The sequence below is a fragment of the Caballeronia eucalypticola genome, from assembly GCF_047608185.1.
Taxonomy (GTDB): Bacteria; Pseudomonadota; Gammaproteobacteria; order Burkholderiales; family Burkholderiaceae; genus Caballeronia.
The window spans coordinates 219376-244634 of the sequence record NZ_JBLKRU010000005.1 but is presented as its reverse complement, the minus strand read 5'-3'; the positions used below and the strand labels follow the sequence as shown (position 1 = coordinate 244634).

At 58.9% G+C, this 25259-nt stretch carries 28 protein-coding genes and 1 pseudogene; 18 read left to right on the top strand and 11 right to left on the bottom strand.

The features are described from left to right. Window positions 1-220 precede the first annotated feature (220 nt). Window positions 221-1156 carry a LysR family transcriptional regulator gene (locus ACMX25_RS09010; protein ID WP_414949354.1) on the top strand — a complete coding sequence of 312 codons (936 nt, stop codon included), beginning with the start codon at window positions 221-223 and terminating at the stop codon, window positions 1154-1156. Between the two features lies 1 nt (window position 1157). Here the strand turns inward: ACMX25_RS09010 and ACMX25_RS09005 are convergent, their stop codons facing one another. After that, window positions 1158-2075, bottom strand: a complete 918-nt coding sequence (locus ACMX25_RS09005) for a LysR family transcriptional regulator (protein ID WP_414949352.1) — start codon at window positions 2073-2075, stop codon at window positions 1158-1160. A gap of 101 nt (window positions 2076-2176) precedes the next feature. Here ACMX25_RS09005 and ACMX25_RS09000 point away from each other — a divergent pair, with 101 nt between their 5' ends. Beyond that, a complete protein-coding gene (locus tag ACMX25_RS09000; RefSeq protein ID WP_414949351.1) occupies window positions 2177-3058 on the top strand; it encodes an aldo/keto reductase family oxidoreductase in 882 nt (293 codons plus the stop codon). A 3-nt stretch (window positions 3059-3061) separates the two neighbouring features. Here ACMX25_RS09000 and ACMX25_RS08995 read toward each other — a convergent pair whose 3' ends face one another. Continuing rightward, window positions 3062-4051: a nitrilase-related carbon-nitrogen hydrolase gene (locus tag ACMX25_RS08995; RefSeq protein ID WP_414949350.1), complete on the bottom strand. Its 990-nt coding sequence runs from the start codon at window positions 4049-4051 to the stop codon at window positions 3062-3064. Window positions 4052-4153: 102 nt separating this feature from the next. On the opposite strand from ACMX25_RS08995, the gene ACMX25_RS08990 reads away from it, so the two are divergent. After that, window positions 4154-5032, top strand: a complete 879-nt coding sequence (locus ACMX25_RS08990) for a LysR family transcriptional regulator (protein WP_414949349.1) — start codon at window positions 4154-4156, stop codon at window positions 5030-5032. A 29-nt stretch (window positions 5033-5061) separates the two neighbouring features. Here the strand turns inward: ACMX25_RS08990 and ACMX25_RS08985 are convergent, their stop codons facing one another. Beyond that, window positions 5062-5313, bottom strand: coding sequence for an SDR family oxidoreductase (locus ACMX25_RS08985; protein ID WP_414949348.1), 252 nt, complete (start codon window positions 5311-5313; stop codon window positions 5062-5064). A 218-nt stretch (window positions 5314-5531) separates the two neighbouring features. Beyond that, a pseudogene (locus ACMX25_RS08980) lies at window positions 5532-6163 on the bottom strand (oxidoreductase); the annotation flags it as partial. Here ACMX25_RS08980 and ACMX25_RS08975 point away from each other — a divergent pair. Continuing rightward, entirely contained in the window at window positions 6089-6328 is a 240-nt protein-coding gene (locus ACMX25_RS08975; protein ID WP_414949395.1) for a hypothetical protein, read from the top strand. The pseudogene ACMX25_RS08980 and the gene ACMX25_RS08975 sit on opposite strands and share 75 nt — an antisense overlap. Window positions 6329-6390: 62 nt before the next feature. Here ACMX25_RS08975 and ACMX25_RS08970 read toward each other — a convergent pair whose 3' ends face one another. Further along, entirely contained in the window at window positions 6391-7731 is a 1341-nt protein-coding gene (locus tag ACMX25_RS08970; protein WP_414949347.1) for a DUF1254 domain-containing protein, read from the bottom strand. 604 nt (window positions 7732-8335) lie between these two features. Between ACMX25_RS08970 and ACMX25_RS08965 the strand changes: the two genes are divergently transcribed. After that, the gene (locus tag ACMX25_RS08965) at window positions 8336-8812 is read left to right on the top strand and encodes a YybH family protein (protein WP_414949345.1); all 477 of its coding nucleotides are present in this window, start codon (window positions 8336-8338) and stop codon (window positions 8810-8812) included. Between the two features lie 267 nt (window positions 8813-9079). Here ACMX25_RS08965 and ACMX25_RS08960 read toward each other — a convergent pair whose 3' ends face one another. Continuing rightward, window positions 9080-9688 (bottom strand): NIPSNAP family protein, encoded by a 609-nt coding sequence (locus ACMX25_RS08960; protein WP_414949344.1) that lies wholly within the window; start codon window positions 9686-9688, stop codon window positions 9080-9082. Window positions 9689-9771: 83 nt separating this feature from the next. Further along, on the bottom strand, window positions 9772-10077 hold the full coding sequence (locus tag ACMX25_RS08955) for a YciI family protein (protein WP_414949342.1): 306 nt from the start codon (window positions 10075-10077) through the stop codon (window positions 9772-9774). Between ACMX25_RS08955 and ACMX25_RS08950 the strand changes: the two genes are divergently transcribed. The 4 genes from ACMX25_RS08950 (at window position 10076) to ACMX25_RS08935 (ending at window position 13272) form a co-directional block, all read left to right on the top strand. Beyond that, window positions 10076-10507: a LysR substrate-binding domain-containing protein gene (locus ACMX25_RS08950; RefSeq protein ID WP_414949341.1), complete on the top strand. Its 432-nt coding sequence runs from the start codon at window positions 10076-10078 to the stop codon at window positions 10505-10507. The genes ACMX25_RS08955 and ACMX25_RS08950 overlap by 2 nt on opposite strands. A 224-nt stretch (window positions 10508-10731) precedes the next feature. Further along, window positions 10732-11889: a DNA polymerase IV gene (dinB, locus tag ACMX25_RS08945; protein WP_414949340.1), complete on the top strand. Its 1158-nt coding sequence runs from the start codon at window positions 10732-10734 to the stop codon at window positions 11887-11889. 36 nt (window positions 11890-11925) lie between these two features. Then, a complete protein-coding gene (locus ACMX25_RS08940) occupies window positions 11926-12522 on the top strand; it encodes an alpha-ketoglutarate-dependent dioxygenase AlkB family protein (RefSeq protein ID WP_414949339.1) in 597 nt (198 codons plus the stop codon). A gap of 117 nt (window positions 12523-12639) precedes the next feature. Further along, on the top strand, window positions 12640-13272 hold the full coding sequence (locus tag ACMX25_RS08935; protein WP_414949338.1) for a VC0807 family protein: 633 nt from the start codon (window positions 12640-12642) through the stop codon (window positions 13270-13272). Between the two features lie 78 nt (window positions 13273-13350). Here the strand turns inward: ACMX25_RS08935 and ACMX25_RS08930 are convergent, their stop codons facing one another. Next, window positions 13351-15102 carry a methyl-accepting chemotaxis protein gene (locus tag ACMX25_RS08930; protein WP_414949337.1) on the bottom strand — a complete coding sequence of 584 codons (1752 nt, stop codon included), beginning with the start codon at window positions 15100-15102 and terminating at the stop codon, window positions 13351-13353. Window positions 15103-15306: 204 nt separating this feature from the next. Between ACMX25_RS08930 and ACMX25_RS08925 the strand changes: the two genes are divergently transcribed. From ACMX25_RS08925 to ACMX25_RS08910, 4 genes are all read left to right on the top strand, one after another. Continuing rightward, a complete protein-coding gene (locus ACMX25_RS08925) occupies window positions 15307-15630 on the top strand; it encodes an ArsR/SmtB family transcription factor (RefSeq protein ID WP_414949336.1) in 324 nt (107 codons plus the stop codon). A gap of 52 nt (window positions 15631-15682) precedes the next feature. Continuing rightward, on the top strand, window positions 15683-16105 hold the full coding sequence (gene arsC, locus ACMX25_RS08920) for an arsenate reductase (glutaredoxin) (protein WP_414949334.1): 423 nt from the start codon (window positions 15683-15685) through the stop codon (window positions 16103-16105). After that, entirely contained in the window at window positions 16105-16854 is a 750-nt protein-coding gene (gene arsH, locus ACMX25_RS08915; protein ID WP_414949333.1) for an arsenical resistance protein ArsH, read from the top strand. Before arsC ends, arsH begins: the two co-directional genes overlap by 1 nt. A 135-nt stretch (window positions 16855-16989) precedes the next feature. After that, a complete protein-coding gene (locus ACMX25_RS08910) occupies window positions 16990-18201 on the top strand; it encodes an ABC transporter substrate-binding protein (protein WP_414949331.1) in 1212 nt (403 codons plus the stop codon). A 67-nt stretch (window positions 18202-18268) separates the two neighbouring features. On the opposite strand, the gene ACMX25_RS08905 is transcribed toward ACMX25_RS08910, so the two are convergent. Beyond that, window positions 18269-19039, bottom strand: a complete 771-nt coding sequence (locus ACMX25_RS08905) for a class II aldolase/adducin family protein (protein ID WP_414949330.1) — start codon at window positions 19037-19039, stop codon at window positions 18269-18271. Window positions 19040-19110: 71 nt separating this feature from the next. After that, window positions 19111-20061, bottom strand: a complete 951-nt coding sequence (gene speB, locus ACMX25_RS08900; RefSeq protein ID WP_414949329.1) for an agmatinase — start codon at window positions 20059-20061, stop codon at window positions 19111-19113. A 196-nt stretch (window positions 20062-20257) separates the two neighbouring features. Here speB and ACMX25_RS08895 point away from each other — a divergent pair, with 196 nt between their 5' ends. From ACMX25_RS08895 to ACMX25_RS08875, 5 genes are all read left to right on the top strand, one after another. After that, window positions 20258-21148: a LysR family transcriptional regulator gene (locus tag ACMX25_RS08895; protein WP_414949328.1), complete on the top strand. Its 891-nt coding sequence runs from the start codon at window positions 20258-20260 to the stop codon at window positions 21146-21148. Window positions 21149-21301: 153 nt separating this feature from the next. Then, on the top strand, window positions 21302-21439 hold the full coding sequence (locus ACMX25_RS08890) for a hypothetical protein (RefSeq protein ID WP_414949327.1): 138 nt from the start codon (window positions 21302-21304) through the stop codon (window positions 21437-21439). A gap of 74 nt (window positions 21440-21513) precedes the next feature. After that, complete coding sequence (locus ACMX25_RS08885) at window positions 21514-23088, top strand: FAD-binding oxidoreductase (protein WP_414949326.1); 1575 nt, start codon at window positions 21514-21516, stop codon at window positions 23086-23088. Continuing rightward, window positions 23088-23510, top strand: coding sequence for a hypothetical protein (locus ACMX25_RS08880; protein ID WP_414949324.1), 423 nt, complete (start codon window positions 23088-23090; stop codon window positions 23508-23510). Before ACMX25_RS08885 ends, ACMX25_RS08880 begins: the two co-directional genes overlap by 1 nt. 317 nt (window positions 23511-23827) lie before the next feature. After that, window positions 23828-24115 carry a hypothetical protein gene (locus ACMX25_RS08875; RefSeq protein ID WP_414949323.1) on the top strand — a complete coding sequence of 96 codons (288 nt, stop codon included), beginning with the start codon at window positions 23828-23830 and terminating at the stop codon, window positions 24113-24115. A 152-nt stretch (window positions 24116-24267) separates the two neighbouring features. Here the strand turns inward: ACMX25_RS08875 and ACMX25_RS08870 are convergent, their stop codons facing one another. After that, window positions 24268-25059, bottom strand: coding sequence for a TenA family transcriptional regulator (locus ACMX25_RS08870; RefSeq protein WP_414949322.1), 792 nt, complete (start codon window positions 25057-25059; stop codon window positions 24268-24270). Between the last annotated feature and the right edge of the window lie 200 nt (window positions 25060-25259).

The window sequence follows — 25259 nt, the reverse complement described above, 5'->3', positions numbered from 1 at the left end:
CAACGCGGCGAGATTCGAGTTCATTTATCCAGTTCCGGCTGATCAAGCGAGGTGCGAGCCCAAGGCCCGGATCGACACCCGGTAAGGCGATTCAATGGAAGCCGATTCTGGAGGGCGGCAAAAAGCCGCGCAATTGATATAAACTCATCACTTCATTCGCAAATTGCACCAAGTCGATTAATCGCGTCTATACGCGACTCGCAAACGGTACCGGTAAAACATGAGAAAAGGTATTCCCAATCTGGTCGCCTTGCAGATCTTCGAGGCCGCCGCACGGCACGAAAGCTTCACCCGCGCGGCCAATGAGCTCTCGCTTACGCAAAGCGCGGTATGCCGTCAGGTTGCGGGACTGGAAAGCCGGCTGGGCGTCGCTTTGTTCCTGCGCATCAAGAAGCGCATTGTGCTGACGGTGCATGGACGTGATTACGCGGCGCTCGTGCGCAAGAATCTCGACCGGATTGAGCGCGATACGCTCGAATTGATGGCGCAACGCGGCGTGGGACGGATTCTGGAGATAGCGGTCGTTCCCACGCTGGCGAGTCAGTGGCTGATCCCGCGCCTGCCGCAATTTCGCGCGCTGCGGCCGGATATCACCGTGAATCTCTCCATCCGCACCGAGCCCTTCCTGTTCAGCGATTCGCCCTTCGACGCCGCGCTGTATTTCGGCGATTCGGTCTGGCCCGGGACGCAGGGGAAACTGCTGTTTCGCGAGGGCAACGTCGTGCCGGTGTGCAGCCCTTCCCTGCTCGATGCGAATGGGAACGGGAATGGGAGTGCGGCCGGTTCGTCGATTTCGCTCGAGCAACTGGTGGATTTGCCGCTGCTGCATTTATCGACACGTCCCGACGCCTGGCGCACCTGGTTTCGCCTGAACGCACTTGAGCACGATGTACGAGCGGTACGCGGTGCGCGCTATGAATTGTTCACGATGCTCACGAGCGCGGCTCAGGCCGGTTTGGGCGTCGCGCTGCTGCCGGAGATCTTGCTGGCTGACGAATTGTCATCCGGACGGCTGGTCGTGCCGCTGAATAAGCCGATGTCCGGCAAGTCCGGCTATTACCTCGTCGCCCCCGATGAAATTGCCCACGACGAACCGTTCGTCGCGCTGTCGGACTGGTTGAGTTCGATCGTGCCGCAAGTGGAAGCGGAGGTGTAGGTCAAAGGGGCGGCAGGTTCAATGACAAATCACCCGCCTTCACGAAATCGATAAAAACGCGCAACGGCGCGGGCAAATGCCGACGCCCCGGATAGTAGAGAAATGGCCCCGAAAAGGACGGCCACCACGGTTCCAGGATCGGTTCCAGCGCGCCGCTATCCAGATACGGACGCAGCATTCCCTCGAAAATGTGGAACACGCCCACGCCCGCCACTGCGGTACTGATTGCAAGCTCCATTGCCGCGCCGGGCCTGACCAGCAGCGGCCCCGTAGGATCCAGCCGCACCACCTCCCCGTCCCGCTCGAAATCCCACGTCGGCTTCGCGCCGCCCGCAAACTGGCCGCGCAAACACGCGTGTGAAAGCAGCTCACGCGGATGCTCGGGCCGACCGTGCGCATCGAGATATTCCGGTGCCGCAGCGGTCGCGAAGCGCTGCACGCGTGGACCGATAGGAATGGCAATCATGTCCTGCTCAAGCCGTTCGTCGTAACGAATGCCGGCATCGCAACCAATTGCGAGCACATCGACGAAACCATCCTCGACCACGACTTCCACGCGAATATCGGGATAAGCTTTAAGAAACGACGCGATAACAGTCGGCAACACGATCCGCGCCGCGCTCGATGGCACATTGAGTTTTAGCGTACCGCTTGGCTTGTCCCTGAACAGGTTCAGGACATCGAGCGATGCTTCCATCTCGCTGAACAACGGCGCCAGCTTTTCGATAAGACGTAACCCCGGTTCCGTCGGAGCCACGCTGCGGGTGGTCCGGTTGAGCAAACGCAAACCCAGTTTCGCTTCGAGGCGGCGCACGGCAATGCTCAGGCTGGAGGCGGAAACGCCGCTGATCCGGGCTGCGTCGCGAAATCCGCCTGCGCCAGCAACCGACACGAACGCGGCAAGATCATTTAATTCCATGGTCACTGTGCACATTTTTAAACAACCCGTGCAATTTAGACCGGATTATCTAACAACGCAAACATCTCCATACTGCGTGCACATCCACCAAGGAGAGCGTCATGTCGAATTCCATCCCCACTAGCACCTTTGAATTTGCTGGCCGCACGGTACATCGCCTGGGCTACGGCGCCATGCAACTGGCCGGTCCCGGCGTGTTCGGGCCGCCGAAGGACCATGATGCGGCGATAGCCGTCCTGCGCGAAGCAGTGGCGTCGGGCGTCAATCACATCGATACCAGCGATTTCTACGGGCCGCACATCACCAACCAGATCATTCGCGAAGCGCTTCACCCGTACCCGGATGATCTGGTGATCGTCACCAAGCTTGGCGCCGTTCGCGGTGAAGACGCCTCATGGCTGCCGGCGATGGAACCCGAGGACCTCCGGCGCGGCGTGCACGACAACCTGCGCAATCTCGGCCTGGACGTGCTCGATGTGGTCAACTTGCGGATCATGGGAAGCATCCATTCGCCATCGGAAGGATCGATCGAAAAGCAGGTCACCGCGCTCGCCGAACTCCAGCGCGAGGGGCTTGTCCGTCACATTGGATTAAGCAACGTGACCGCGGCGCAGATTGTTGAAGCGCAGGGCATTGCGAAGATTGTCTGCGTTCAGAACCAGTACAACCTGGTGCAACGGGACGATGGCACCCTCGTCGATGAACTCGCGAGCCAGGGCATTGCGTATGTGCCGTTCTTCCCGCTGGGCGGGTTCTCGCCGATTCAATCGTCCGTGCTGTCCACAGTCGCAAAAACGGTCGACGCGACACCCTTGCAAGTGGCGCTTGCCTGGCTTTTGCATCGCTCGCCGAATATTTTGCTGATCCCGGGCACGTCGTCGGTCGTGCATCTGCGGGAGAACTTGCAGGCCGCGCAGTTGCGCTTGTCGGACGCGGTGCTCGCTGAACTGGAAGCGATCGGCGGAGTGAAGGTTGAGCATTAATCGCTAAGTCTGGCGGATACGGCTGACCTGCGCGAAGCCCAGCGCGATTGCCCCTCTTGATGGGGCACCGCTGCGCTCCGCAAAGGTGTTTCCGCGTGGCAATACCGAGCGGACGAACGGCCCGTTGCTATCCGAGCGACGGGCCGTCAGGCATTGCTGGCCGACGCTTTCCGCTATCAGGCCGGGGTTCACTTCTGCAGAAACCGTCGGGCTGGATGAGGTTTCTTGTTCCGCTAGCACTTGTCCGGCGGGATCGATGATCGTGCCGTGTTGATGATCGCCCGTGTTCGACCCATTGCTAAAGACTACGAACATTCCGTTATCGGATGCTCGAGCGATTAAGGATCGTCGCAACCAGTCGGCTTCTGCATCGGTTTGTGATCCAGGCGGCCGGACTCGTTGCCCGGTGGAAAGCCGCTGTAGCGATGACTCTCCATGTCCGTCCAACCCATAGGTCCGATGTGGCGCAACGAGCAATGTCGCGCCCATCAGCGCTGTCACGCGGACGTTCTCGATCAGGTAATTATCTGCGCCAATCAAGATGCCGATACGAACGCCCCACTTCGTATCCAGCACGGTGTATTGCTCGCCGCGCTCAATGGCGGGATGTTCTGCCATCTGCAATTTCCGGTGACAACATCGCACGCCGTCCGGCATGCAAATCACATAGCTGTTGAACAACCTTCCATCCGGCGCACGCTCGATAAAACCCACGCCCGCGGCCACGCCGGTGCGCTCCACTGAATTAGCGACTTTATCGATTGAGCGACCATCAAGCGGCTCGGCGAGCATTACAAGTTCGCGGCGACGCAGCTTCAGGGTATCGCCGTATCCAGCGAGGCTGAACTCGGGGAAAACTACCAGCGAGATTCCTTGAAGCGCGGCATCGGCGAGCGACGCCGACATGTTCGCGACGTTCTGCGATGCATTCCCGCGCAACGAGCTAAGCGGGACCGCCGCAACCTTGAAGGGGGAACATGAGGATGAGGACATGCCGTGTACCGCCTGACGAAAGAGCCGTTTGAAGAGTCCATTGGACCGCCAGGCATTCGATAAGTAAAATGAATCATTTTACATATTCAATTACTTTACGGAATGGAACTCAAACTTCTACGCGCCTTCCTGACCGTGACCGAGCTTCATCATTTCGGCCGCGCCGCCGAAGCGCTGAATGTCACCCAGCCTGCTCTCAGCAAACAGGTCGCGGCGCTGGAGGACTCATTGGGTGCGCGTCTTTTCGAACGCGGCAGGCATGGCGCCGAGCTGACATCGTTTGGCGCCGAGTTCCTTGGCGGCGCGCAAACGCTGGTACGCGATGCGGACGAACTCGTCGCGCGGGCGCGCGAAGCGAGCAGTGGCAAGCGTGGATATCTGCGCGTGGGGCTTGGGCTTTCAACCTTGACCCTGGCGCCGCAATTGATCGCGGAATTTCGAAGGCTGAATCCGAACATCAGCGTGTCGCTCAATGATCTTTCTTCCGCCGAGCAGACGCGCCGGATTCTTGCGGGGAAGCTCGATGTCGGCTTCCTTCGCATGCCGGCCGATAGGGAATTGTCGTGTGTGCCCTTGCTCAGCGAGACCTTGGCGCTCGCCGTGCCTCAGCACGCAAAATGGAAGCGCCTTCCAGCCGACCTTAATGATCTCAACGGACCCGGGTTGATCGCGCTCGCGCGCAGCAGTGGCCCCGGACTAGCAGCGCAGATAGATCGCTGGTGCAGCGAGCATGGTTTCGTGCCGCGAGTGATTCAGCAGACCGATGACATCCAGTCCGTTCTCGCTGCTGTCGCCGCGGGCGTCGGCGCTGCATTTTTGCCGTCCCGGGCGAAGTATTTGTTGCGGGATGCCAGGGTGTTGCCGTTGCGCGATCCGGCTGCCCGTTGGCAAGTCGGGTTGGCGTGGCAAGCGAGCCGGGATAACGCCGTGGCTGCACGGTTCATCGAGTTTGTGCGCGCGGCGAAGTTTCCGGCGCAGTGAAGCGTCATTGCCGTGAGTCGATCCTAAAGCTAGGCATTCGTGCCGCCATCGACCGTAAGATTCGCCCCGGTGATATACGCCGCCTCGTCGCTGGCAACAAAAGCGACAATGGCCGCGATATCACCAACTTGCCCGTATCTCTTGAGCGCCGTCATCTCCAATTGAGGGGTTGCCCAATCACCAGCCGCAGGATTGAGATCCGCATCGATTGGACCCGGTTGAATATTGTTGACTGTGATTCCCCGTTCGCCAACTTCTCGGGATAAGCCCTGCGTGAACATACGTATGCCGAAGGCGCCGGCGAAAGTCCGACGGTGGCCGAGCCCCGGCCGATGCTGAATGCGTGATTCAGCTTGTTAAAGGTCTATTTGTGCAGGACCGCCCTCGACCCGCAAGAGACTTTCAACCGTCTCGCTAGCGACCGTCGGGCGCGATGATTGAAATTGTTCGCTCGCGCGATCGGAGAACGCGGGGCGAGCAATGTCAGGCATCGAACCCTTCATCGTGCGCCGTTCACGACTTCGCCGAAAACTGCAGCATGCATCTGCGGGGGTGCGCGCCAATATGGCCGGGGGGCTTCGACAGTAGCGCCGAGAGTCGCTGCCGCGTGCCACGCCCAACGTGGGTGGTAGAGCATGCCTCGGGCGATAGTCACGGCATCCGCCTGGCCACTCGATAGAATTTCCTCAGCCTGCTTTGCGTCCGTTATCAAACCAACACAGATAGTCGTCACGCCAGTTGCTCTTTTGATCTGGTTGGCGAACGGAACCTGATAGCCCGGCCCAACGCAATTTTCTGCAGGGGCGAAATTCCGCCTGAAGATACGTCGATCCAGTCAATTCCACGCGTTTCCAGTGCCTTCGCGAACTCGATGGTCTGCTCTATGTCCCACCCCGCGTCTATCCAGTCCGTCGCCGAAACTTTGACACCAAGAGGCTTGTGCCTGGGCCAAACAGCGCGCACTGCGTCATAGACTTCCAACGGGTACCGCATTCTATCCACGAGCGTCCCCCCAAACTCATCGGTCCGCTTGTTCGAAATCGGGGAGAGGAACTCATGAATCAGATAGCCGTGGGCACAATGCAACTCAATAGCGTCGATGCCAAGCCGGTCTGCGCGGCGCGCGGCCGAGGTGTCTGGATTGACGATGGCGTGTTCGCGTCGGTCTGTGCGGCTGCGAGCGTTGGCAAACCCGCGACGCATAGTGACGTGGCGACGGACAACGACAAGGTGCGGACAGCATTCACGTTGAGTTTCCCCTATCGATGGGCGCACAGCGCGGTGCCGGTTACGTAACGCATCCCGCTTTGATCGGTCGGCCGGACTCACCAAACCGGAGCCCGAGATCCCGCATTCACTCAGTTCGCCTTTTCCGCCGCTGGCGGGGTCCACTTGCCCTCCAGGAGTTCGGCTCTCGGCCAGTACGCGCGGATAAAAAGTTCGAAGTCACCTGTGGGCGCCGGCAGCCAGTTGGCCACCTGGTCCGCCGCAGGGCGTTCGTGTTGCACATAAACCGTCAGCGAACCATCGGCGCCATAGACGAGATCCTTGTTTTTCGTGCCGACGGAGAACCGGTTGATGTCGTTCGGCGCGAAGAAATGTTCATTGTCATAAAGCGTCAGCGACCAGAAACCATTGACCGGTGGCAACTCACCCTTTGCGAAGGTAACGCGATATGCGCTGGCGCCGTTCAGGCGCGTTTTGTCCGGGGCATATTCGAGGCCGTAGTAGGCCGATTCGCGACGCGGATTGGCAAAAATATTCGCCTTCGCAGCGGCGGCGCGGCTGTAGTAGTCGGTGCCGAACTCCGCGCCGTTCATCGGGGCAACCCAACCGTTGCCCACCGGTACGCCCGCAAAGGAGTACTGATGCAGTTCGGGCATCATCTCCTTGTCAGCGTCGATGGCTGCCTGCTTGAGTGTGTCGGCGATTTTCGGATCCTTCGCGGCGGCATCCAGCAACGAGCCGATCCAGCCATAGATCACCTCTTCGCCGGGCTGTGGCGGGACTTCCTTCATGACCGCCGGCAGTTCGGCGAAGAAGGCTTCCGGCTTGACCCACTGGGTTTCGCCCCCTCCGCCCTGCGAGCCGCCGGACGGATCGGATAACGTGGGAATCTTCGACCAGTCTTTGGTCTTGATCTTGCCGTCGTACTCGCCAAGCGGGTACGCCATGATCTGGTTCACCAGTGGCTGAATGGTCTTGCGATCCTGTGCGGTATCGTCGAGGAATGCGCGCGGGATCACATACGCGAGATTGGTGGGCGAGCGAAATACCTGCTTGATGCCTTTGGGCACACTACCGTTCCAGTTCGGACCGACCACCATGTAAAAGCCGGGCTTGGTCCCGTACATCTTGCCGACGCCGCCCAACGTATCGGTGCGCTGGTCACCGAGCTGGTAAAGCCAGAAACGGTCGCCGAAATCTGGCACCTGGAATACAACCGGCTCCTTCTCCAGCCACAGTAGGCCGAAGCCATAGACGACGTCCTGATTCGGTGTCGCGACGGCTCGCTCTTCCGGCTTGATGTAGTCGGTTAGCATCGTCAACCGGTTCAGCGGAGCCAGCGGCAACACGCCATCACCGAGGCCGGATTCGGGCACCTTTGAAAACACGATGTGGCGGTTGTGCATGTTCACCATCGGCCATCCCCAAATGTACGCGACCTTCGCAAGGTTACGTACGTAGGCCTCTGACATCTGGGTACCTGCCACCGGGCCGTGAGGAATTTTCTTGCTGACAGGGGGCACCGGTATACCCGGTGCAGTAGCGAATGAAACATTTGAGAGGGTGATCGCGGCTGCGACCAAGGCAATCCGAGTAACTCGCGTAAAAGCCGGCGAAGCAGCAGGCAATATCGTATCCATGACGGAGCCTTTGTCCGATTGTTAAAGGTGACGGAGCGCCGCATAGTTGGTTTCGCGGGGCAAGCTATCTCGCGTTAGTGAGTCGCTGCGCAGACGCGAACAACGAACCGAAGTGAGTGCGGCCGAGCGCATGCGTTCAATTCGACCGATATCACAAAACGGCCGTAGGGAAGATTTTTTTGTTTGGATGCATAAATGCAAGCCGACGCGATGAATGCAAGGCTGACACGCGTCTCTCGTGGGCGTCACGGCTAGCGATTACAGGACCGCGAGTCAGCGCCCGGCAGGTCCGCTTTCACGATGGAGCGGACATTCGAACGGCTGGGTGATCATGGTGGCCGCCGTCCCGTAACCGAATGCTGGCCGCCCGCACTCAATATCGCGCATTGTCGATCCCTATAAAATGGCAGCAACCCCGATTGATTGGAGACCTCCCATGATCCGATGGCTGCTGGCGATTGCCGTTGTGTTAAGCAGCGTCAGCGTGGTGACTCCGGCTCACGCAGACGTGGATTCAGACAAGGCCGCCATTTTGGAACGGCTGCAGCGTTGGACGATGGCGTTTAACGCTCGTGATGCAGCAGGAGTCTGTGACCTGTTCGCCCCTGATCTGGTTTCGACCGTTCCTGACGCGCTCGATGGCAGCCGAGACGCGATCTGCAGGAAGCTCAGTGCTGTGTTGGCGAAACCTGGGTGGCAACTCCATTACGACAGTCCTGATGTTCGCGAGATCATCGTTTCCGGCGATATCGCCGTCGTCCGGCTGTTCTGGACGCTGACTGCGCAGAAGGGTGGCGAGTCGAGCGTGAGTACGGAAGCGGGGATGGACATTTTCAAGCGCCAGCCTGATGGTAAGTGGTCCATTGCCCGGTTCATCTCGTTCAGCGCCACGCCGAACAAAGTGCTTGAGTAAGCGACCGCTAGCTGCGGCGAAGACCTGTTCCTGAGTTCAGCGTTCCTCGATAACTTAAGACCAGACAATTGCGGTCATTCGCGTATCCCGAATCCGCGCCCCTAAAAGCGTCGGATGACGGGAAACTCGAATAAATCTTGCCGCCCCCGTGCAGTCGTCAAAGATCGCCATGCATCCCCTCACGACTTCAATTCCTAAGCGTCGAAAACAACCACCGCGTTTCCAATAGCTTCCCGCTTTTAATGACCTCATGAGCCTTGCCGATCTTCATCGCAACGGCGAGTAAGGTTCCGGTATGCAAATCGTTGATGTCGCTTTCGCGATTTGCTGAGGAGCGCCCTTCGGCGGCCAGAGGCCGTCGGCGTAATGGCGTGTGCGCAGCGCAGCGCGCTCTTCCAGGCTGGAAAATCCCCAGATATGTGTGATGCGCGGTGGCCCGTCCAACGCGTACATGTTGACGACCAGATGTCTCGTGTAATCGCCCGCAGGCGCGATGGCATCGCGCCAACCGTTTAGGGTTGGCGCGAGACCGCCGGGCTTCAGGAAATAGGTTCTGAACTCGTAGAAGCTTCCGAACATCGCGGGCTCGACCTCCGGTAAGAAGGGGAACCGCGCATGGCGTTCCATGTTTATTCGTATCGCCGGGTCCGAGATTCCGAACGGTGCTGGATCCATGAGCGCGCGACTGCGCTCTTCCTCAAGCGCATCTGCGGTGTCGAACTGGCGCAGCAGTTTGACCTGGAAAAGCTCGCCGATCTCGGTACGCCATGCGCCCAGTAATCGGCCGGCGCCTTGCGCTATCCAGTCGTGCGCCGCAGCGGCCACAGCCCCCTCCGTAAGCGGCGCGCACGCAAGCGTAGTGAGTTCGTATTGCATGGCAGGCTCCAATGATTGAACTGAATAAAATCCCGCCCAACGACTGGTCAATGCGGGTGTCGGGTGGGGAGAGTAAGGACGAACTACCGCGCCTCGGCCAAATCGGCCGGCGACTGTTTGGACGAATAGTCGGCAAGCAGGCCAAAGAGAGGGTCCCATTCCTCGATGGTCAGCGCGCTGATAACACCCTTCTGTGCGAACGGGTCGTCGTCGATCATGCTTTGTATCTCCCCGCGGTTATCTGCCCGCATCACCAGGAAACCCGCCCGCAGCGGGGCGCCTCTGACGGGACCTGACGCCAGCAAACGGCATTGTTCGACCAGCGTTTTCAAATAATCGATGTGCGGAAGAACGTGCTTGTTCCACAGCGCTCCTTCCGGATGTTCCATGCGAACTATGAAATTGGCCTGCGCATCGCCGGATTACCTGCGCAAACATGGCGTACCGCGACAACCCGCTGATCTGGCTCGTCACGAATGCCTGAGTTTTGCTCCTTGGGCCTCGGAACTCAGCCGGACCTGGCAATTCCAGCGTAATGGCCGGGTGACAAAGGTGCCTGTGAAGGGGCGCTTGCGAATGAACGATTGGAGCGCCCTGCACCGTGCAGCGCGCGACGGCTTTGGCGTCTTGCTCGGCTATGAACATGCTGTTGCCGAGGACCTCGCGTCGGGCCACTTGATTCAGATACTCTCGGAATACGAAGGCCCTTTCCGACCGATCCATCTGCTCTACGCTGCCGACCGTCAAATGACACTCAAACTGCGCTGTTTTGTTGACCACGTCATGGAAACGTTGGGAGAGGGACAGGAGAAGTCTTGAGTTAGATGAGGATCGAGACTTCAAGTGGCCTGCCGTGCGACGCTTCTGTACGCGTCTCGCGTGATCTTGAGCGGGTTTAGCTAAGGTATTGCTCCCCGAACTTTTGATGTAAAATACTGTACATCCATACAGCTATTGATCATGTCCGATCCCAATGGAAACATCAGCATTCCCGGTCCTCGCGCGTCTTCGGCGTTGAACCGCTCCCATCCCGGAGCGCTCCGGTGACAGCCACGCGGCACATCGCGCATCTGGACATGGACGCTTTTTATGCGTCCGTTGAACTCCTGCGCTATCCCGAGCTTCGCGGTCAACCCGTCGTGATCGGCGGCGGCAGGAACGCCACGCCAGAAGAACTGCCCGACGGCACCCGCCGCTTCAAGCGGCTGCGCGATTACACGGGCCGTGGCGTTGTCACCACTTCGACCTACGAAGCGCGCGCGTTCGGCGTGTTTTCCGCCATGGGCATGATGAAAGCCGCCGTACTCGCGCCGGACGCCATCCTGCTGCCCACCGACTTCGATTCGTATCGGCACTACTCGCGTCTTTTCAAGGAGGCCGTGGCCACGTTCACCACGCAGATCGAGAACCGCGGTATCGATGAAATCTACATCGACTTGACGGACCTGCCGGGGGATCCCGCCGAGACCGCAGCACGCATCAAGCAGGCCGTGCGCGACGCGACCGCCCTGTCGTGTTCGATCAGCGTCGCGCCGAACAAACTGCTGGCGAAGATTGGCTCGGAACTCGATAAACCCGACGGCCTGACCATCCTCACCCCCGCTGACATCCCGTTGCGAATCTGGCCGCTGCCCGTACGCAAGGTGAACGGCATTGGGCCGAAGGCGAATGAAAAACTCGCGGCTATCGGCATCGAAACTGTCGGTGATCTGGCACGCGCGGACCCCGAGATACTGCAGGCCCGCTTTGGCCGGACTTACTCGGCATGGCTCATGGAAGTAGCCCAAGGTTTCGACGAACGGCCGGTGGTGGTCAGCTCCGAGCCGAAGTCGATGAGCCGCGAAACCACCTTCGAGCGCGACCTGCATGCACGCCACGATCGCGCGGAGCTGTCGGCGGCGTTCACCGACCTCTGTACGCGCGTGGCCGACGACCTGCGTCGCAAAGGGTACGAGGGACGCACGGTCGGCATCAAGCTGCGTTACAACGACTTCAGCACGGTCACGCGTGACCTGACGGTCCCGTTTCCAACAGCCGATGCAACGGAGATCCGTCGCGCTGCAACCGAGTGCCTGAAGCGCGTGCCGCTGGACCGGCGCCTGCGTTTGCTCGGTGTACGCGTGACGGCGTTACTGCCGGCGGGGTCCTATGTCGCCGAGCCGCAATCCGTTCAGGGCGAATTGCCGTTCGCGGCGGACTGATCAATAGAGCAAGGAATAGCCAGCAAAGGAATCGACGTGTTTCAAAACGATCTGTTCGATGCCGTACCGCTCGACCTTGTGGAAGACGCCGAAAGCGGGATTCGTTACCTGCCCGGCGTGATCCCGCAGGCGATCTCACGCGCGTGGTTTGAGCAGACGCTTGACCATGTGACGTGGGGCAATCAGCGTCGCTTGATGTACGACCGCGAGGTCGATGTCCCGCGGCTGATGGCGCATTTCTCGCTGGACGCACCGGACTTGCCGGAACCGCTGATGGAGGCAGCCGTGCAAGTGCGCGCGATTGCCGGCGCGCAGTTTAATAGCGTCGGTTTGAATCTGTATCGCGATGGCAACGACAGCGTCGCGCCTCATAACGACAAGACCCAAGGGCTCGTGCAGAAAGCGCCTATAGCAATCCTTTCGCTGGGGGCGACCCGACGCATGACAATCCGCGCGAAGTCGGGCAAGGGCCGCACGCTCAATGTGGACCTGCACGCGGGCAGCGTGCTCCTCATGAGCTACGCCTCGCAATTCACGCATAATCACGGCATACCGAAGATGAGCGGCGTCGATGGGCCGCGCATCAGCCTTGCATTCAGATGCTTTGATGCTTCAACGCTCAAGCAGCGCTAAGCAGTTAGCAGCATTTCTTGTTTCAACCCTTAAGGGTTACGCCAGCAACGCGTGAAACGGGCCGTGGTATTTTTGTTTGTCTAACGATCTGGCCGCGTCAGCACTCAGCCGATTCATATGAACAACCGGGTCCGATATTTATCGGCGATCTGCATCAACGTACTCTTCCCGTGGCTCGCCTATCACCTTGCGTATCCGCAGTGGGGCCACTCGGGAGCATTGGCTGCGTCCACGCTGCCGCTGATAGCGTGGATGACATGGGACCTTCTGCGCTTTCATCACTTCGATGCGCTCAGCGCGATCGTACTGGTCGGTACTTTATTGTCGCTGGCGGTTTCATCTTTTATCGACAACGCTCATGCGCGGCTTTTTGAAGAGCCTGTCATCTCGGGTTTGATCGGCATCGCGTTTTTGATCTCACTCGCGTTTCCAAGGCCACTCGTGTTCTATCTCGGACGATCGACCGTCGCCCGCGAACAGGACGGAGGAACGGCTCAGTTCGAACAATGGTGGCGTGACAATCCCGATCTCGTAGCGGTCATTCAAAAGATGACGCTGGTATGGGGATTGGGGCTGACGGCCGAGAATGCCGTGCGGCTGGTGCTTGATATCGGCTGGGAAGACGCGACGTGGATTACTGTCGCTTCCACCATTCTGCGATATGCAGCATACGGTGGATTGACGCTATGGACCTTCCTTGAAAGAAGGCGCATGAAGCGAACGAGTCCGCCGGCCTTGCCCGTGAAGTGAATCGCGAGCCTGAAGCACCAGGGAGACGCTGGCGTTCACCGCCTCCCTGCGCTCGCTAGACAACAAGAACGCTGCTAGTTAAAACGCTTCCCAATCAGCAGCGCCAGCCAATGCAACGGGCTTCGCTTTCTCTTTGATCAGCGCCGGTGTCTTGAGCCCTGCCGCGGCCGCAACTACGCTCGAACTCACAGCAATCGCGCGTTTCTTCGGTACCGCTAGCGCACGATGCGCAACACCGTGCGCCGCGCCATGCGAAGGTTTCGCGCCAAGCGCCGGCTTGACATCCAGGCCCCGGTCGTCCAACTGGAACACAGAAACTGCCGCCTTCAACGCGCCCGCCTGATCTTCCAGCGATTGCGCAGCGGCCGCGGCTTCTTCCACCAGCGCCGCATTTTGCTGGGTGACTTCATCCATTTGCGTGACCGCGCGCGCTACTTGTTCAATACCGCTGCTCTGCTCTTCGGACGCCGCTGCAATCTCGCCCATGATGTCCGTCACGCGCTGCACCGCGCCGATGATTTCCGACATCGTGCGGCCCGCATCGCCCACCAGCGTCGTGCCGGTTTGCACGCGCGAGACCGATGTATTGATCAGTTCCTTGATCTCCTTCGCAGCCGCTGAAGACCGTTGCGCGAGACTGCGGACTTCTGCCGCGACCACCGCGAAACCTCGTCCTTGCTCGCCCGCACGCGCCGCTTCCACCGCTGCGTTCAACGCGAGGATGTTGGTCTGGAACGCGATGCCTTCGATGATCGTGATGATGTCGGCGATCTTCGTCGAACTCTGGTTGATGTCACCCATGGTGGTGACCACTTGTGAAACCACCGAGCTGCCCTTGTTCGCAATGTCCGACGCATTGGCGGCCAACGAGCTCGCCTGACGCGCGTTTTCTGCGTTCTGCTTCACGGTGCCGGTCAACTCGTCCATGCTCGATGCCGTTTCCTGCAGCGCCGACGCCTGCTCTTCCGTACGCGAAGACAAATCGATATTGCCAGCCGCAATCTGCTTGGTCGCCGATGCAATGGACTCACTGCCCGAGCGTACCGTGCGTACCGTATTCACCAGGCTGGCCTGCATCTTCGCGAGACCCGAGAGCAGTTGTCCCATCTCGTCACGCGAGGTGACAATCAGCTCGCGGCGCAGATCGCCGGCGGCAATGGCATCGAATTGCGCAAGCGCTTCTTCGAGCGGACGCCCGATCGAACGACGCAGTGACAGCCACGAGAACATGGCGGCCGCGAGACCCGCCAAAATTGACGCGATGCTGATAAGACGGAAGTCGCCGAACGATTCCTGCGAGTTGTCGTAGTCGCTCTTGGCTGAGTCGAACTGGTACTTGCGAAGCGCTTCGCCAAACGCGGCCAGCTGGTTGAACGCAACCTGCATGGCTTCGGCGGAAGCGACGATCTTGTCTGCATCGTTCGCCCTGATATTGGCGTAACCGTCGTCCATCAGCTTCTGGAGTTCAAGGCGCTTGGCCTGGAAGTCCTCAGCCAGTTTGTGTTCGCCCGGTCCCTGCGGCAGCGCCGCGTAGGTCGCCCATTCCTTGTCCGCGCGCGTGCGCATCAAGGTGCCGCGTCCAATGGCGGTTTCCGCCGCCTCGGGCTTGCCAACCAGCAAGGCCGCCCGATCGAAACTGAGCCGCTCACGGGCGGTGAACATTTCGGCGTTGCCGGCCGCGACAGCGCTAGGCATCTGGTTCATGTAGAGGCCGCGTGTCGTGTCGTTACCGCGGCTCATTCCCCAAAGCCCCAGTCCGCCAATCACGATCAGCAACAGACCCAGAAGCGCCATGGCAATACCCAGGCGACCTTTAATCGTCGAAAACATGTCGTCTCACTTTTCATATCTCACATCGATATCCGAGCGGTGGCGCGCGTCGATGCTGCGAAACGCAACCGAGGCTGGCGGCGTCATCCGGCCCATACCCTTTAACGGCAAACATGAGCGTCTCTTTAGAGATTGCTTACATCGCGTTAGTTTACATTTCAATAATTATTGAAATGTAAAACCGTTTGTCGTACGCTTTGGCGCATGAACTCAAACACCGTAGTCCGCGCACTGGGCGCACTTGCGCACGAGTCGCGGCTGGCAATCTTTCGGACGCTGGTCGTGGCGGGTCCTGACGGTCTCGCGGCCGGCGACATTGCCCAGCAACTCGGCGTCTCGCCATCGGGTCTATCTTTTCATCTGAAAGACCTTTCGCACGCCGGACTGGTGGATGCACGTCAGGATGGGCGCTACATTTTCTATTCAGCGAACTTCGACGCCATGAGCGGGCTCATTGGCTTCCTCACCGAAAATTGCTGCGAAGGCGGCACGTGTTCGGTGAAGATGTTGTCGAAACGTTCTCGCTAACAGCGTGCGTAAAGAGCTAGTCGCTCTTAAACAATTCATGGAGACTCATTGCATGACCATCACGATTTACCATAATCCCGCTTGCGGCACGTCGCGCAATACCCTTGCGCTGATCCGCAATGCAGGCGTTGAACCGGAAGTGATCGAGTACCTCAAGACGCCGCCGACTCGCGACACGCTTTCCAAAACGATCAAGGATGCGGGGCTCAGCGTCCGGCAAGCGATCAGGGAGAAGGAGAAACTGTTCACGGAACTCGGTCTCGCTAATGCGGCCCTGACAGATGAACAGTTGCTCGACGCCATGCTGGCGCACCCTGTTCTCATCAATCGCCCCTTCGTGGTGACGCCTGCAGGCACGCGTTTATGCAGGCCGTCCGAATTGCTTCTGGAGATACTGCCCGATGCACAGAAAGGGCCGTTCAGCAAGGAAGGCGGTGAGGTTGTGATCGACGCCAAAGGCAAGCAGGTTCGCTAATGTCATCAGGAATGCCTAATATCAGCCACGCGCATGTCGACGTTCCGAGTATCGACAAGCTGGCGCCTGAATCTGTTGCAACCCATCCGCCGCGAATTCTGCTGCTGTATGGCTCGCTTCGCCCCACTTCATACAGCCGCCTCCTCACCCTGGAGGCCGAACGCATCCTCAATCATTTTGGCGCCGAGACAAAAGTCTTCGACCCGCACGGCTTGCCGATCACCGACAGCGTTCCAGCCGAGCATCCGAAAGTAGCGGAGCTACGCGCGTTATCCGCGTGGTCGGAAGGACAAGTCTGGTGCAGCCCGGAACGGCACGGAACGCTCACCTCGGTATTCAAGAACCAGATCGACTGGATCCCGCTCGAAATTGGCGCTGTGCGGCCCACGCAAGGCCGCACGCTCGCGGTCATGCAGGTCAGCGGCGGATCGCAGTCGTTCAATGCGGTGAACGCATTGCGTGTCCTCGGCCGATGGATGCGGATGGTGACCATCCCGAACCAGTCATCTGTCGCCATGGCGTACAAGGAGTTCGATGCCGACGGCCGCATGAAACCGTCGGCCTATTACGACCGGGTGGTGGACGTCATGGAGGAGCTGATCAAGTTCACGCTGCTCGTGCGCGATCGTTCGTCCTACCTGACTGACCGGTATAGCGAGCGCAAGCAAGCGTCGCCGGTCGTGGCCTCGCTCGCAAACGCCGCGATGACTCATGAAACCGCTGCCCCGGATGATGACGATGTGGAGTAAAGCCGCAATAGCGTGTCGTACGCCTTGACTTCATTCCTCTCCAACGGATATTTTCGGTGCTGACGGATTGCTCGTACGAGCACGAGCATTGGGTTAGCGGTCAGAAGCCGCCCATGACAACCGATGGAGACAAGAATGAACAACACACTCGCCCGACGCTCTGCGTGCGGCCTCGTTGCGGCAGCCATCCTGAGCATCACCGCGAGCACGGCGCATGCAGCGGCCGACTCAGTCAAGCTTGGCTTCATTACAGATCTTTCAGGGCTCTACTCCGACTCCGACGGTCAAGGAGGTCTCGAAGCCATCCGCATGGCGATCGACGATTTCGGCGGCAAGGTGAACGGCAAGCCCATCGAATTGCTTTATGGCGATCACCAGAACAAGGCGGACATTGCGGCGTCGAAGGCGCGCGAGTGGATTGACCGCGACGGGGTCAACGGGATCATCGGCGGCACGAATTCGGCGACCGCGCTCGCGACCAACCAGATTGCCGCTGAAAAGAAGATTCCGTACATCAACGTGGGCGCGGGTGTTGATGCGCTGACCAACGAGCAATGCACGCCCTATACGGTCCATTACGCCTACGATACCGTCGCGCTTGCCAACGGCACCGGCCAGGCCGTGACGAAGCAAGGTGGCAAGACCTGGTACTTCCTGACGGCCGATTATGCGTTCGGAAAGGCGTTGGAAAAGAACACGTCGGAGGTCGTGAAGGCGAATGGCGGCCAAGTGCTCGGCGCGGTGCGGCATCCGTTATCGGCATCGGATTTCTCGTCGTTCCTGTTGCAAGCGCAGGCGTCGAAAGCACAGGTCCTGGGGCTTGCAAACGCAGGCGGCGACACCATCAACTCGATCAAGGCCGCGAAGGAATTCGGCATCACCAAGTCGATGAAAATCGCCGGCTTGCTGATCTTTCTCACGGACATCCACAGCCTCGGACTGGAGACTGCCCAAGGTCTCCTGGCCACCGATAGCTGGTACTGGAACAAGGATGCCGTGACGCGTAAATGGGCGGAGCGCTACTTTGCGAAAATGAAGAAGATGCCGACAAGCTTGCAGGCCGCGGACTATTCGGCCGCAACCACTTACCTGAAAGCAGTGCAGGCGGCGGGTTCAACTGACAGTACGAAGGTCATGGAAGAACTGCACAAGATGAAGATTGACGACATGTACGCCAAGGGCTATATCCGGCCCGACGGCACCATGATTCACGATATGTATTTGATGCAGGTGAAGAAACCGTCGGAGTCGAAGGAGCCGTGGGATTTCTATACGATCACCGCGACCATACCCGGCGAGCAGGCATTCGGGTCCAAGGCCATATCGCGTTGCGCGTTGTGGAAGTAAAGAGCAGTTCGGCAAACGATGAAGGAACGCCGGCGCATGACGTGACAGTCATGCGCCGGATGGAGGCTCAGGAGCGGTAGTCGGGAAGGTCGCTCGCTATCAGGCGCAGCGCTGCTTGCCATGCGAGTTCGATGATGGTGTCCGCATTTTCCGAGCCAAACTGCCGCGCGGTGAGTTCGCGAACATGCTCTGGCGGTATCCGCAGTTGCACGCCTCCGGCCAGTGCCTGCACCTGCGCCTGGCAAGCGCGTTCGAGAAAGTAGATTTCGTGAAACGCGTGCGCGGCCGTGGCGCCGCCTGCGAGCAGACCGTGGTTGCGCAGGATCATCGCCTTGTGCGGACCGAGATCGGCGACCAGGCGCGCACGTTCGCCGAGGTCAAGCGCAATGCCTTCATAGTCGTGGTAACCCAGCTTGCCGTAGAACTTCAGCGCATGCTGGCTGATAGGCAAAAGCCCTTGCTCTTGTGCCGACACAGCCGTCCCCGCCGCCGTATGCGTATGCACGACGAACGCAATATCCTCGCGCGCCATGTGAACTGCCGAGTGGATCGTAAAGCCCGCCTCATTGACGATAAACAGCTCGGGCGTATCGCGCGCACGCTCGTCAATCACCTTGCCTTCGTAGTCGATCTTCACAAGATCCGACGCGCGCATTTCGTGGAACAGCACGCCGTATCGATTGATCAGGAATGCGGGTTTTGAGCCGGGCAAACGCGCGGTAATATGCGTGTCGATCATGTCCGTCATGCGGAAATGCGCCATTAGCCGATACAACGCCGCGAGATCCTCGCGGACCTTTTGTTCGGCTGCCAGAATAGGCGATGTAGTCGTTTCCATGATCTGTTCCTTCCTCCCAATGACGCAGTCTTAGACTTAACAACGAAGCTTGATCATGCCTTAACAACGTCTTAGCGACGCTTCACGCCCGGCAGCACGCACAGCATTTCATAAAGCAGGTTCGCGCCCAGCAGCGACGTATTCCCGCTCGTATCGTAAGGTGGCGACACTTCGACCAGATCGCATCCGATCAAGTCAAGCCCATGACAACCACGGATGATTTCCATGCCTTGAATTGTCGTCAGGCCGCCAATCTCCGGCGTACCCGTGCCCGGTGCCCACGCCGGATCGATACCATCAATGTCGAAGCTCAGGTACACCGGACCGCCCGCCACCTTGGCGCGGACTTCGGCCATCAGCGGATCTAGCGACTTGTGCCAGCACTCTTCCGCCTGCACCACGCGAAACCCTTGCCGGCGGCTCCAGTTGAAGTCATCGGCCGTATAACCCTGCGCACGCAAGCCGATCTGCACTACCCGCTCGCAATCGAGCAGCCCCTCCTCCACCGCGCGTCGAAACGTCGTGCCGTGGGCGATCTTCTCACCGAACATATGGTCGTTGACATCGGCGTGCGCATCGACATGCACAAGGCCAATCTTGCCATGCTTGCGGTGCAGCGCGCGCAGGATCGGCAGCGTAATGGTGTGATCGCCACCGAGCGTCAGCGGCACCACACCTTGCTCGACGATGCGGTCATACGACTCTTCGATGATCCGGACCGCGTCCAGCAGATTGAACGTATTGATGGCGACGTCGCCAATATCCGCCACTGACAGCGAGTCGAACGGCGCGGCGCCGGTCGCCATGTTGTAAGGCCGGATCAGGACGGACTCGGCGCGAATCCCGCGCGGGCCGAATCGGGTCCCGGCGCGCAGCGACGCGCCAATGTCCAGCGGCACGCCAATAAACGCAGCGTCCAGGCCCTCAGCGGAAGCGAGATGCGGTAAGCGCATCATGGTGGCAATGCCGCCAAAGCGCGGCATTTCATTACCGCCGAGCGGTTGATGAAAGATCTTTTCCATGGCACGTCCTCACATTGATTCGTCGAAATATCTGGATTGAATTCTGGCGCTGACCGGCGCACCGACAAAGTGCTGGTGCGAAATATTTAGTTCAGTTATTTCTAAAGTATCGGCACGTCCGGCCCGAGGGCATTGCTTCACCGCCTTTACAAGGCCGATCGCTTGCCGGCATTTACCGTATTCGATGGAGTGAGAAGTGGCCACAGTATTGCCTGAAGCACGCCTGCTACGCATTTTTACCTGCGTGATCCGGCACCAGGGTTTTGCCGCGGCGCAGCAGGAGCTCAATCTTTCCACATCGGCGATCAGCACCTACATGAGCCAGTTGGAGTCGCTGGTGGGAGTGGTGTTGTGTCATCGCGGGCGCGGCGGGTTTAGCCTGACGCCGAAAGGCGAGGAGTTTCATCAGGAAGCGTTGCGGATGCTTGGTGAAGTCGATGGGTTCGAGCGTTACGCCGCCGGGCTGCGCGGAGAATTGCGCGGCAGTATCAAGCTTGGTGTGCTGGATTCCACGGTCAGCGATAAATCGTTGCCGCTCTCCGAAGTCATTGGTGCGTTTGCGCGCGAACATCCGTCGCTGCATGTGCATCTGCATGTGCAAAGCCCCTACGAATTGCAGCTTAGCGTACTGGGCAATCGCCTTGATCTGGCGATCGGCGCCTTTCAATTACGCATGAACGGGTTGATCTACCATTCGCTTTATCGCGAGCAGCACTGGTTGTATTGCAGCGATAGCCATCCGCTTTTCAACGAGCACAACATTCCGCAAGAAACGATCAGCCAGCAGCGGATGGTCGGGCGCGCGTACTGGAGTCAGACAGAGCTGGCGCGTCATGGGTTCAAGCGTAGCGAAGCGACGGTGGACAGTATGGAAGGGCAACTGATCCTGATTCTATCCGGCGCGTTTATCGGCTTTCTACCCGAACATTATGCGCAGGCCTGGGTCGACAAGGGCCGGCTGCGCGCGCTCGCACCGGCAGGGTTCGGCTATCAGGCGCCATTTGCGTTGATCGTCAGGCGGGGGCGTTCAAAGGAACCTTTGGTTCAGACATTCCGCGATACGTTGAAAGAGCATCTTGGGCGCTAGCGCTAGCGGTATTGCGTTCATGCACTGGCGCTGCAAAACGCACAACGTCGAAAAATAAGGGAATAATTTGCCACGCTGGTTCGTTTAATTCATGAGCGCGGTACATCGCGCCAGCGGTTGGTACGCGCTCGTCCAACATTCATGGGGAAACAAATGAACTTCAAACGCATTGCATCGATGTTGCTGGCTGTCCTGACCGTCTCGCTCGCCATGTCCCTTGCCGGATGCCAAACCGATGGCGCCGCTTCAGGGTCGAGTTCTGGCGGAAGCTCCAGCAGCGGCGGCTATTGATCTCGCCCGAGCGCTCACTTATTAAAGCCCAATGAAAGCATCGCGTCGATGATCGTGTTCCGGATGCTGGGACCGTGAACGGCCCGCCTCGTCCCCCCGGAGTGCCGGAGTCTGATTTCCAGCAGGCGTTGGCAGCATTCAGGGCGATCGCGGGCCAGAGCGCCGTTCTCTCGGGAGACGGTGCGGCGCAGCCATATCTGGATCCGTTCGCGCCCGGAGATGCGCACGCTTACGAAGCGTCGGCCATTGTGCTGGTATCGGATGTCGAGCAGCTTCGTGCCGTGCTCAGCGTAGCGAACCGGTATGGCGTGCCGTTGTGGAGCGTATCGACCGGACGCAACTTCGCTTACGGCGGCGCGGCACCGCGACTTAAAGGCTGCGTCGTGCTGGACTTGCAGCACATGAATCGCATCATCGAGATCAATGAGACGCTTGGTTATGCGCTGGTCGAACCGGGCGTCAGCTACTACGATCTTTATCAGGCACTTCAAGCGCGAGGCATCGGCCTGTGGCTTGATCCACCGGCTGCCGGCTGGGGCAGCGTGGTCGGCAATACACTGGAGCGCGGCTTTGGCACAACCCCGTACGGGGATCACGCAGCCATGCAGTGCGGAATGGAAGTGATGCTGGCGAACGGCGAGGTGGTCCGCACCGGCATGGGTGCAATGAACAATAATCAGGACTGGCAAGTATTCAAGGCAGGTTTTGGTCCTTCCTACGACGCCATGTTCATGCAGTCGAATTTTGGCATTGTGACCAAGCTAGGCATCTGGTTGATGCCGAAACCCGAGGGCTACATGCTCTGTACATACAAGTTCCGGCACGACGCCGATCTTGAGAGCATTGTCGAGACGCTACGTCCGTTGAAACTCGATGACACGATGCAAAGCAACGCGGTCATCGAAAGTGCGGTGCGGTGGGCTGCGGGCGTGTCGACACGCAAGCAATGGTACGACGGCCCTGGTGCAATGCCCGATTCGGCGATAGAAACCATGACGCGCAAGCTCGGCATAGGCCGCTGGAACCTTCGCTTCTGCTTGTATGGTCCCGAAGCGCTGGTGAAGGCGCGTCGCGATGTGATACACCAGCGCTTCTCAGCCATCGCAGAAGCCGACTTGATCGAATCACCCTATACGCTTGCCAACGTTGAACCCAAAGGCGGCGGCGATCGCAGTCAGGTCGGCATTCCTAATCTTGACGCATTCAACTTGCTGAACTGGCGCGGCGGCTCGGGCGCACATGTTGATTTCTCGCCGGTGTGTGCGCCGCTTGGCCGCGATGCCGTCATGCAATATCGAATGATCAGGGATCGGGCGGCGCAGCATGGCTTCGATTACTACGGCGGTTTTACAGCCGGCCCGCGCAGCATGCACCATATTTTTGCGGCAATCTTTAATCGTGACGACCCGGCGCAATCTCGCGATGCGGGTGAACTGCTGAAGACATTGATCAACGACTTCGGCGCGGCGGGTTATGGTCAATACAGAACCCACCTCGCCTTCATGGATCTCGCTGCATCCCAGTATGATTTCAACGACCATGCATTGATGCGCATGAGCGAGAGCATTAAGGATGCGCTCGATCCGAACGGCATTTTATCGCCGGGAAAACAAGGTATCTGGCCCAGGAAGTTCAAGGAGCGCGACTGATGAAAACGGGTCGGCGTGATTTCCTTGTTACTGCGTCGCTCGCAACCGTATGCATGCGAGGGTCATGGTCTGCAACCTTACCAAGCGAGCACGTAACGTCTGGTCACGCGCTTACCATCGTCTTCGACGAACACCTTGCAGATAGTCACGCGTTTGCTATCAGAGCACGCGCGATGGGCGCACGCATTGTGCCGCTGGGAAACGATATCGGCAGGCTATGGCTCAAGCGCTTGATGCCTCTGGCCACTTCGCCTGGGAACACCATCGCGGGACTGACGACACACGCCAATGCATTCTTGCTGACCCGTTTCGCACAAGGCATCGGCTTGCAGGTTGCTCAGGGCATCAGCGAGACGCATGTGGCGTCCGGCACGCTAGTCATGTGGCAACTGGATGCTGACGGCGCCCGGACGTCCTCCTGATTGCAGCCATCGCTCTGCGAGCCTTTCACCGAATCAACGCGATCATCCGAACCCAGCGCGACGCAACCGCGCAATCGGTAAGAAAGAGTGTATGCACCCCATCATCGCGCGTAAAAGTCCCACTGCTCTCCGCTAAAATAACATGGCTATGAATGCCCTTACAGCCCCATTAAGGTGCTGCTTTATGTGTGCTAGCGCACCCCGTTTCAGAAGCATGCTTATGGTTGTGATGTAGCGCACACATCTGAAGGTTTTCCCGTTGGTCCCCGTAATCGGCGCCGATACACTTTGGTCAGATCGTAAAACCGGGGAAGGCAATGCAACCGATGACGGGCTTCGTGCTGTACGGCGTCTGCGCAGCAATAGTCGCCGCAATCGCTGGCAAGAAAGGACTGAGCTGGAGCGCGTATCTCCTTGTGATGCTGCCCTTGGGACCGGCGGTCGCAATCATTCTGCCGCTCTTCACTCAGGGCTCGGCAAACAGCGTCATGACAACAGCACTCGTTTTTTGCGTGCCGCTTGCAGCGCTGATGATCGCACTGTTCAGCAAGGGACCGACGACACTGACATCGGGCACCGAATCACGCGAACAAAAAGGCGCTTGAGCGCGGCAAGCGTTCGATTTCAAACCAACGCAACTCCATTCATACGCGGATTGCCCGCACATCAATCGCGACACATTTCATCCCGAACAAAAATAACGGCGCCTGTCATCGCATGACAGGCGCCGTTATTCAACAGCCCAAACCGGGCTCGCTCAGGCCGCTACCGGCTCTTCTTCCACTGCAAGTACCGTCATCGGCTTCGACGGCGTTCCGTACGCGTAATCGAGCGTCATGCGCATATAGTCGTAGCTCTTGCGAATGGCAGCACGCACCTTGTTGATCGTCTCCACCGGCGGATTGGTGCCGAGCAACGTTGCCACGATGTCCAGGGCCATCCACGGGTGCTCATCGTCGTAATGAGCGTGCACTTTGAGCCAGCGCATTGCGGACTTGCGGATCGGTTCCGGAAAGGTCAGCGCGTACGTTTCTTCCGAGCAGACGAAACACGAAAAGTCACCCGTTGCGCCTTCCACTGCATAGTTCGTTGCCGCCACCGCCACCGCCAACTCGTCAGTAAGGCTCACATGCCCGCACCAATGCGCGAGTGCATGCATTTCGCTCGGCACTTCTTGCGACAGCAGGTCATCCAGTCCAAGCCCGCTTGCCCCTGCCCATTGCAGCCAGTGCTTGGCATGCATGTTCTCAACCCGGATGTTCTGGATGAGGTAAGACCGTGCCATCCCCTCGCCATGCGAATGACCGAACCGTGCTTTCATCAGGTTCGACGCCATGAACTGTGGAAACTGCTCGATCACGGGGAAAAAACCAATCAGAAAACGTTGCGTGCTTTCGATATCGAGCGTCGCGTCCTTCATGGCCTTGCACAACGGGTGATAGACAACCTTGCTCTTCGCTTCTTCGCAATCCTTGACTACGTCCTGGAGCCATTGCGGATAGCTGGAAACGTTCTTGAGTTCGCCGGTACGGGTGAAGTCGGTATTCATCGGATGATCTCTCACAGGAATGGGTTTCAGGTGTTGGGCCGCGGCATCCTATGCGGGCAAGCCGTATCTCAACTCGCCATCGTGATGCCCGCCAAGCATCGGGGAGCAAGAGCATTTCCTATATGCAGGCGCGCACATTTCGCGGAACATTTAATCAAAACCATTTCTTCAGACAGCATCGCAACGACGCCCTTTTTTCG

Excerpts from the sequence above, each read along its gene's own strand:
- ACMX25_RS08960 (WP_414949344.1), bottom strand. The coding sequence starts at position 9,688 with ATGCAATACGAACTCACTACGCTTGCGTGCGCGCCGCTTACGGAGGGG.
- ACMX25_RS08890 (WP_414949327.1), top strand. The coding sequence starts at position 21,302 with ATGAACTTCAAACGCATTGCATCGATGTTGCTGGCTGTCCTGACCGTC.
- ACMX25_RS08970 (WP_414949347.1), bottom strand. The coding sequence starts at position 7,731 with ATGTCAGAGGCCTACGTACGTAACCTTGCGAAGGTCGCGTACATTTGG.
- arsH (WP_414949333.1), top strand. The coding sequence starts at position 16,105 with ATGTCATCAGGAATGCCTAATATCAGCCACGCGCATGTCGACGTTCCG.
- ACMX25_RS08955 (WP_414949342.1), bottom strand. The coding sequence starts at position 10,077 with ATGGAACATCCGGAAGGAGCGCTGTGGAACAAGCACGTTCTTCCGCAC.
- ACMX25_RS08905 (WP_414949330.1), bottom strand. The coding sequence starts at position 19,039 with ATGGAAACGACTACATCGCCTATTCTGGCAGCCGAACAAAAGGTCCGC.
- ACMX25_RS08910 (WP_414949331.1), top strand. The coding sequence starts at position 16,990 with ATGAACAACACACTCGCCCGACGCTCTGCGTGCGGCCTCGTTGCGGCA.
- ACMX25_RS09000 (WP_414949351.1), top strand. The coding sequence starts at position 2,177 with ATGTCGAATTCCATCCCCACTAGCACCTTTGAATTTGCTGGCCGCACG.
- ACMX25_RS08875 (WP_414949323.1), top strand. The coding sequence starts at position 23,828 with ATGCAACCGATGACGGGCTTCGTGCTGTACGGCGTCTGCGCAGCAATA.
- ACMX25_RS08985 (WP_414949348.1), bottom strand. The coding sequence starts at position 5,313 with ATGTTCACGCAGGGCTTATCCCGAGAAGTTGGCGAACGGGGAATCACA.
- arsC (WP_414949334.1), top strand. The coding sequence starts at position 15,683 with ATGACCATCACGATTTACCATAATCCCGCTTGCGGCACGTCGCGCAAT.
- ACMX25_RS08965 (WP_414949345.1), top strand. The coding sequence starts at position 8,336 with ATGATCCGATGGCTGCTGGCGATTGCCGTTGTGTTAAGCAGCGTCAGC.
- ACMX25_RS08935 (WP_414949338.1), top strand. The coding sequence starts at position 12,640 with ATGAACAACCGGGTCCGATATTTATCGGCGATCTGCATCAACGTACTC.
- ACMX25_RS08950 (WP_414949341.1), top strand. The coding sequence starts at position 10,076 with ATGCGAACTATGAAATTGGCCTGCGCATCGCCGGATTACCTGCGCAAA.
- ACMX25_RS08870 (WP_414949322.1), bottom strand. The coding sequence starts at position 25,059 with ATGAATACCGACTTCACCCGTACCGGCGAACTCAAGAACGTTTCCAGC.
- ACMX25_RS08995 (WP_414949350.1), bottom strand. The coding sequence starts at position 4,051 with ATGTCCTCATCCTCATGTTCCCCCTTCAAGGTTGCGGCGGTCCCGCTT.
- ACMX25_RS08880 (WP_414949324.1), top strand. The coding sequence starts at position 23,088 with ATGAAAACGGGTCGGCGTGATTTCCTTGTTACTGCGTCGCTCGCAACC.
- ACMX25_RS08930 (WP_414949337.1), bottom strand. The coding sequence starts at position 15,102 with ATGTTTTCGACGATTAAAGGTCGCCTGGGTATTGCCATGGCGCTTCTG.
- ACMX25_RS08975 (WP_414949395.1), top strand. The coding sequence starts at position 6,089 with ATGAATCAGATAGCCGTGGGCACAATGCAACTCAATAGCGTCGATGCC.
- speB (WP_414949329.1), bottom strand. The coding sequence starts at position 20,061 with ATGGAAAAGATCTTTCATCAACCGCTCGGCGGTAATGAAATGCCGCGC.
- ACMX25_RS09005 (WP_414949352.1), bottom strand. The coding sequence starts at position 2,075 with ATGGAATTAAATGATCTTGCCGCGTTCGTGTCGGTTGCTGGCGCAGGC.
- ACMX25_RS08990 (WP_414949349.1), top strand. The coding sequence starts at position 4,154 with ATGGAACTCAAACTTCTACGCGCCTTCCTGACCGTGACCGAGCTTCAT.
- ACMX25_RS08925 (WP_414949336.1), top strand. The coding sequence starts at position 15,307 with ATGAACTCAAACACCGTAGTCCGCGCACTGGGCGCACTTGCGCACGAG.
- ACMX25_RS09010 (WP_414949354.1), top strand. The coding sequence starts at position 221 with ATGAGAAAAGGTATTCCCAATCTGGTCGCCTTGCAGATCTTCGAGGCC.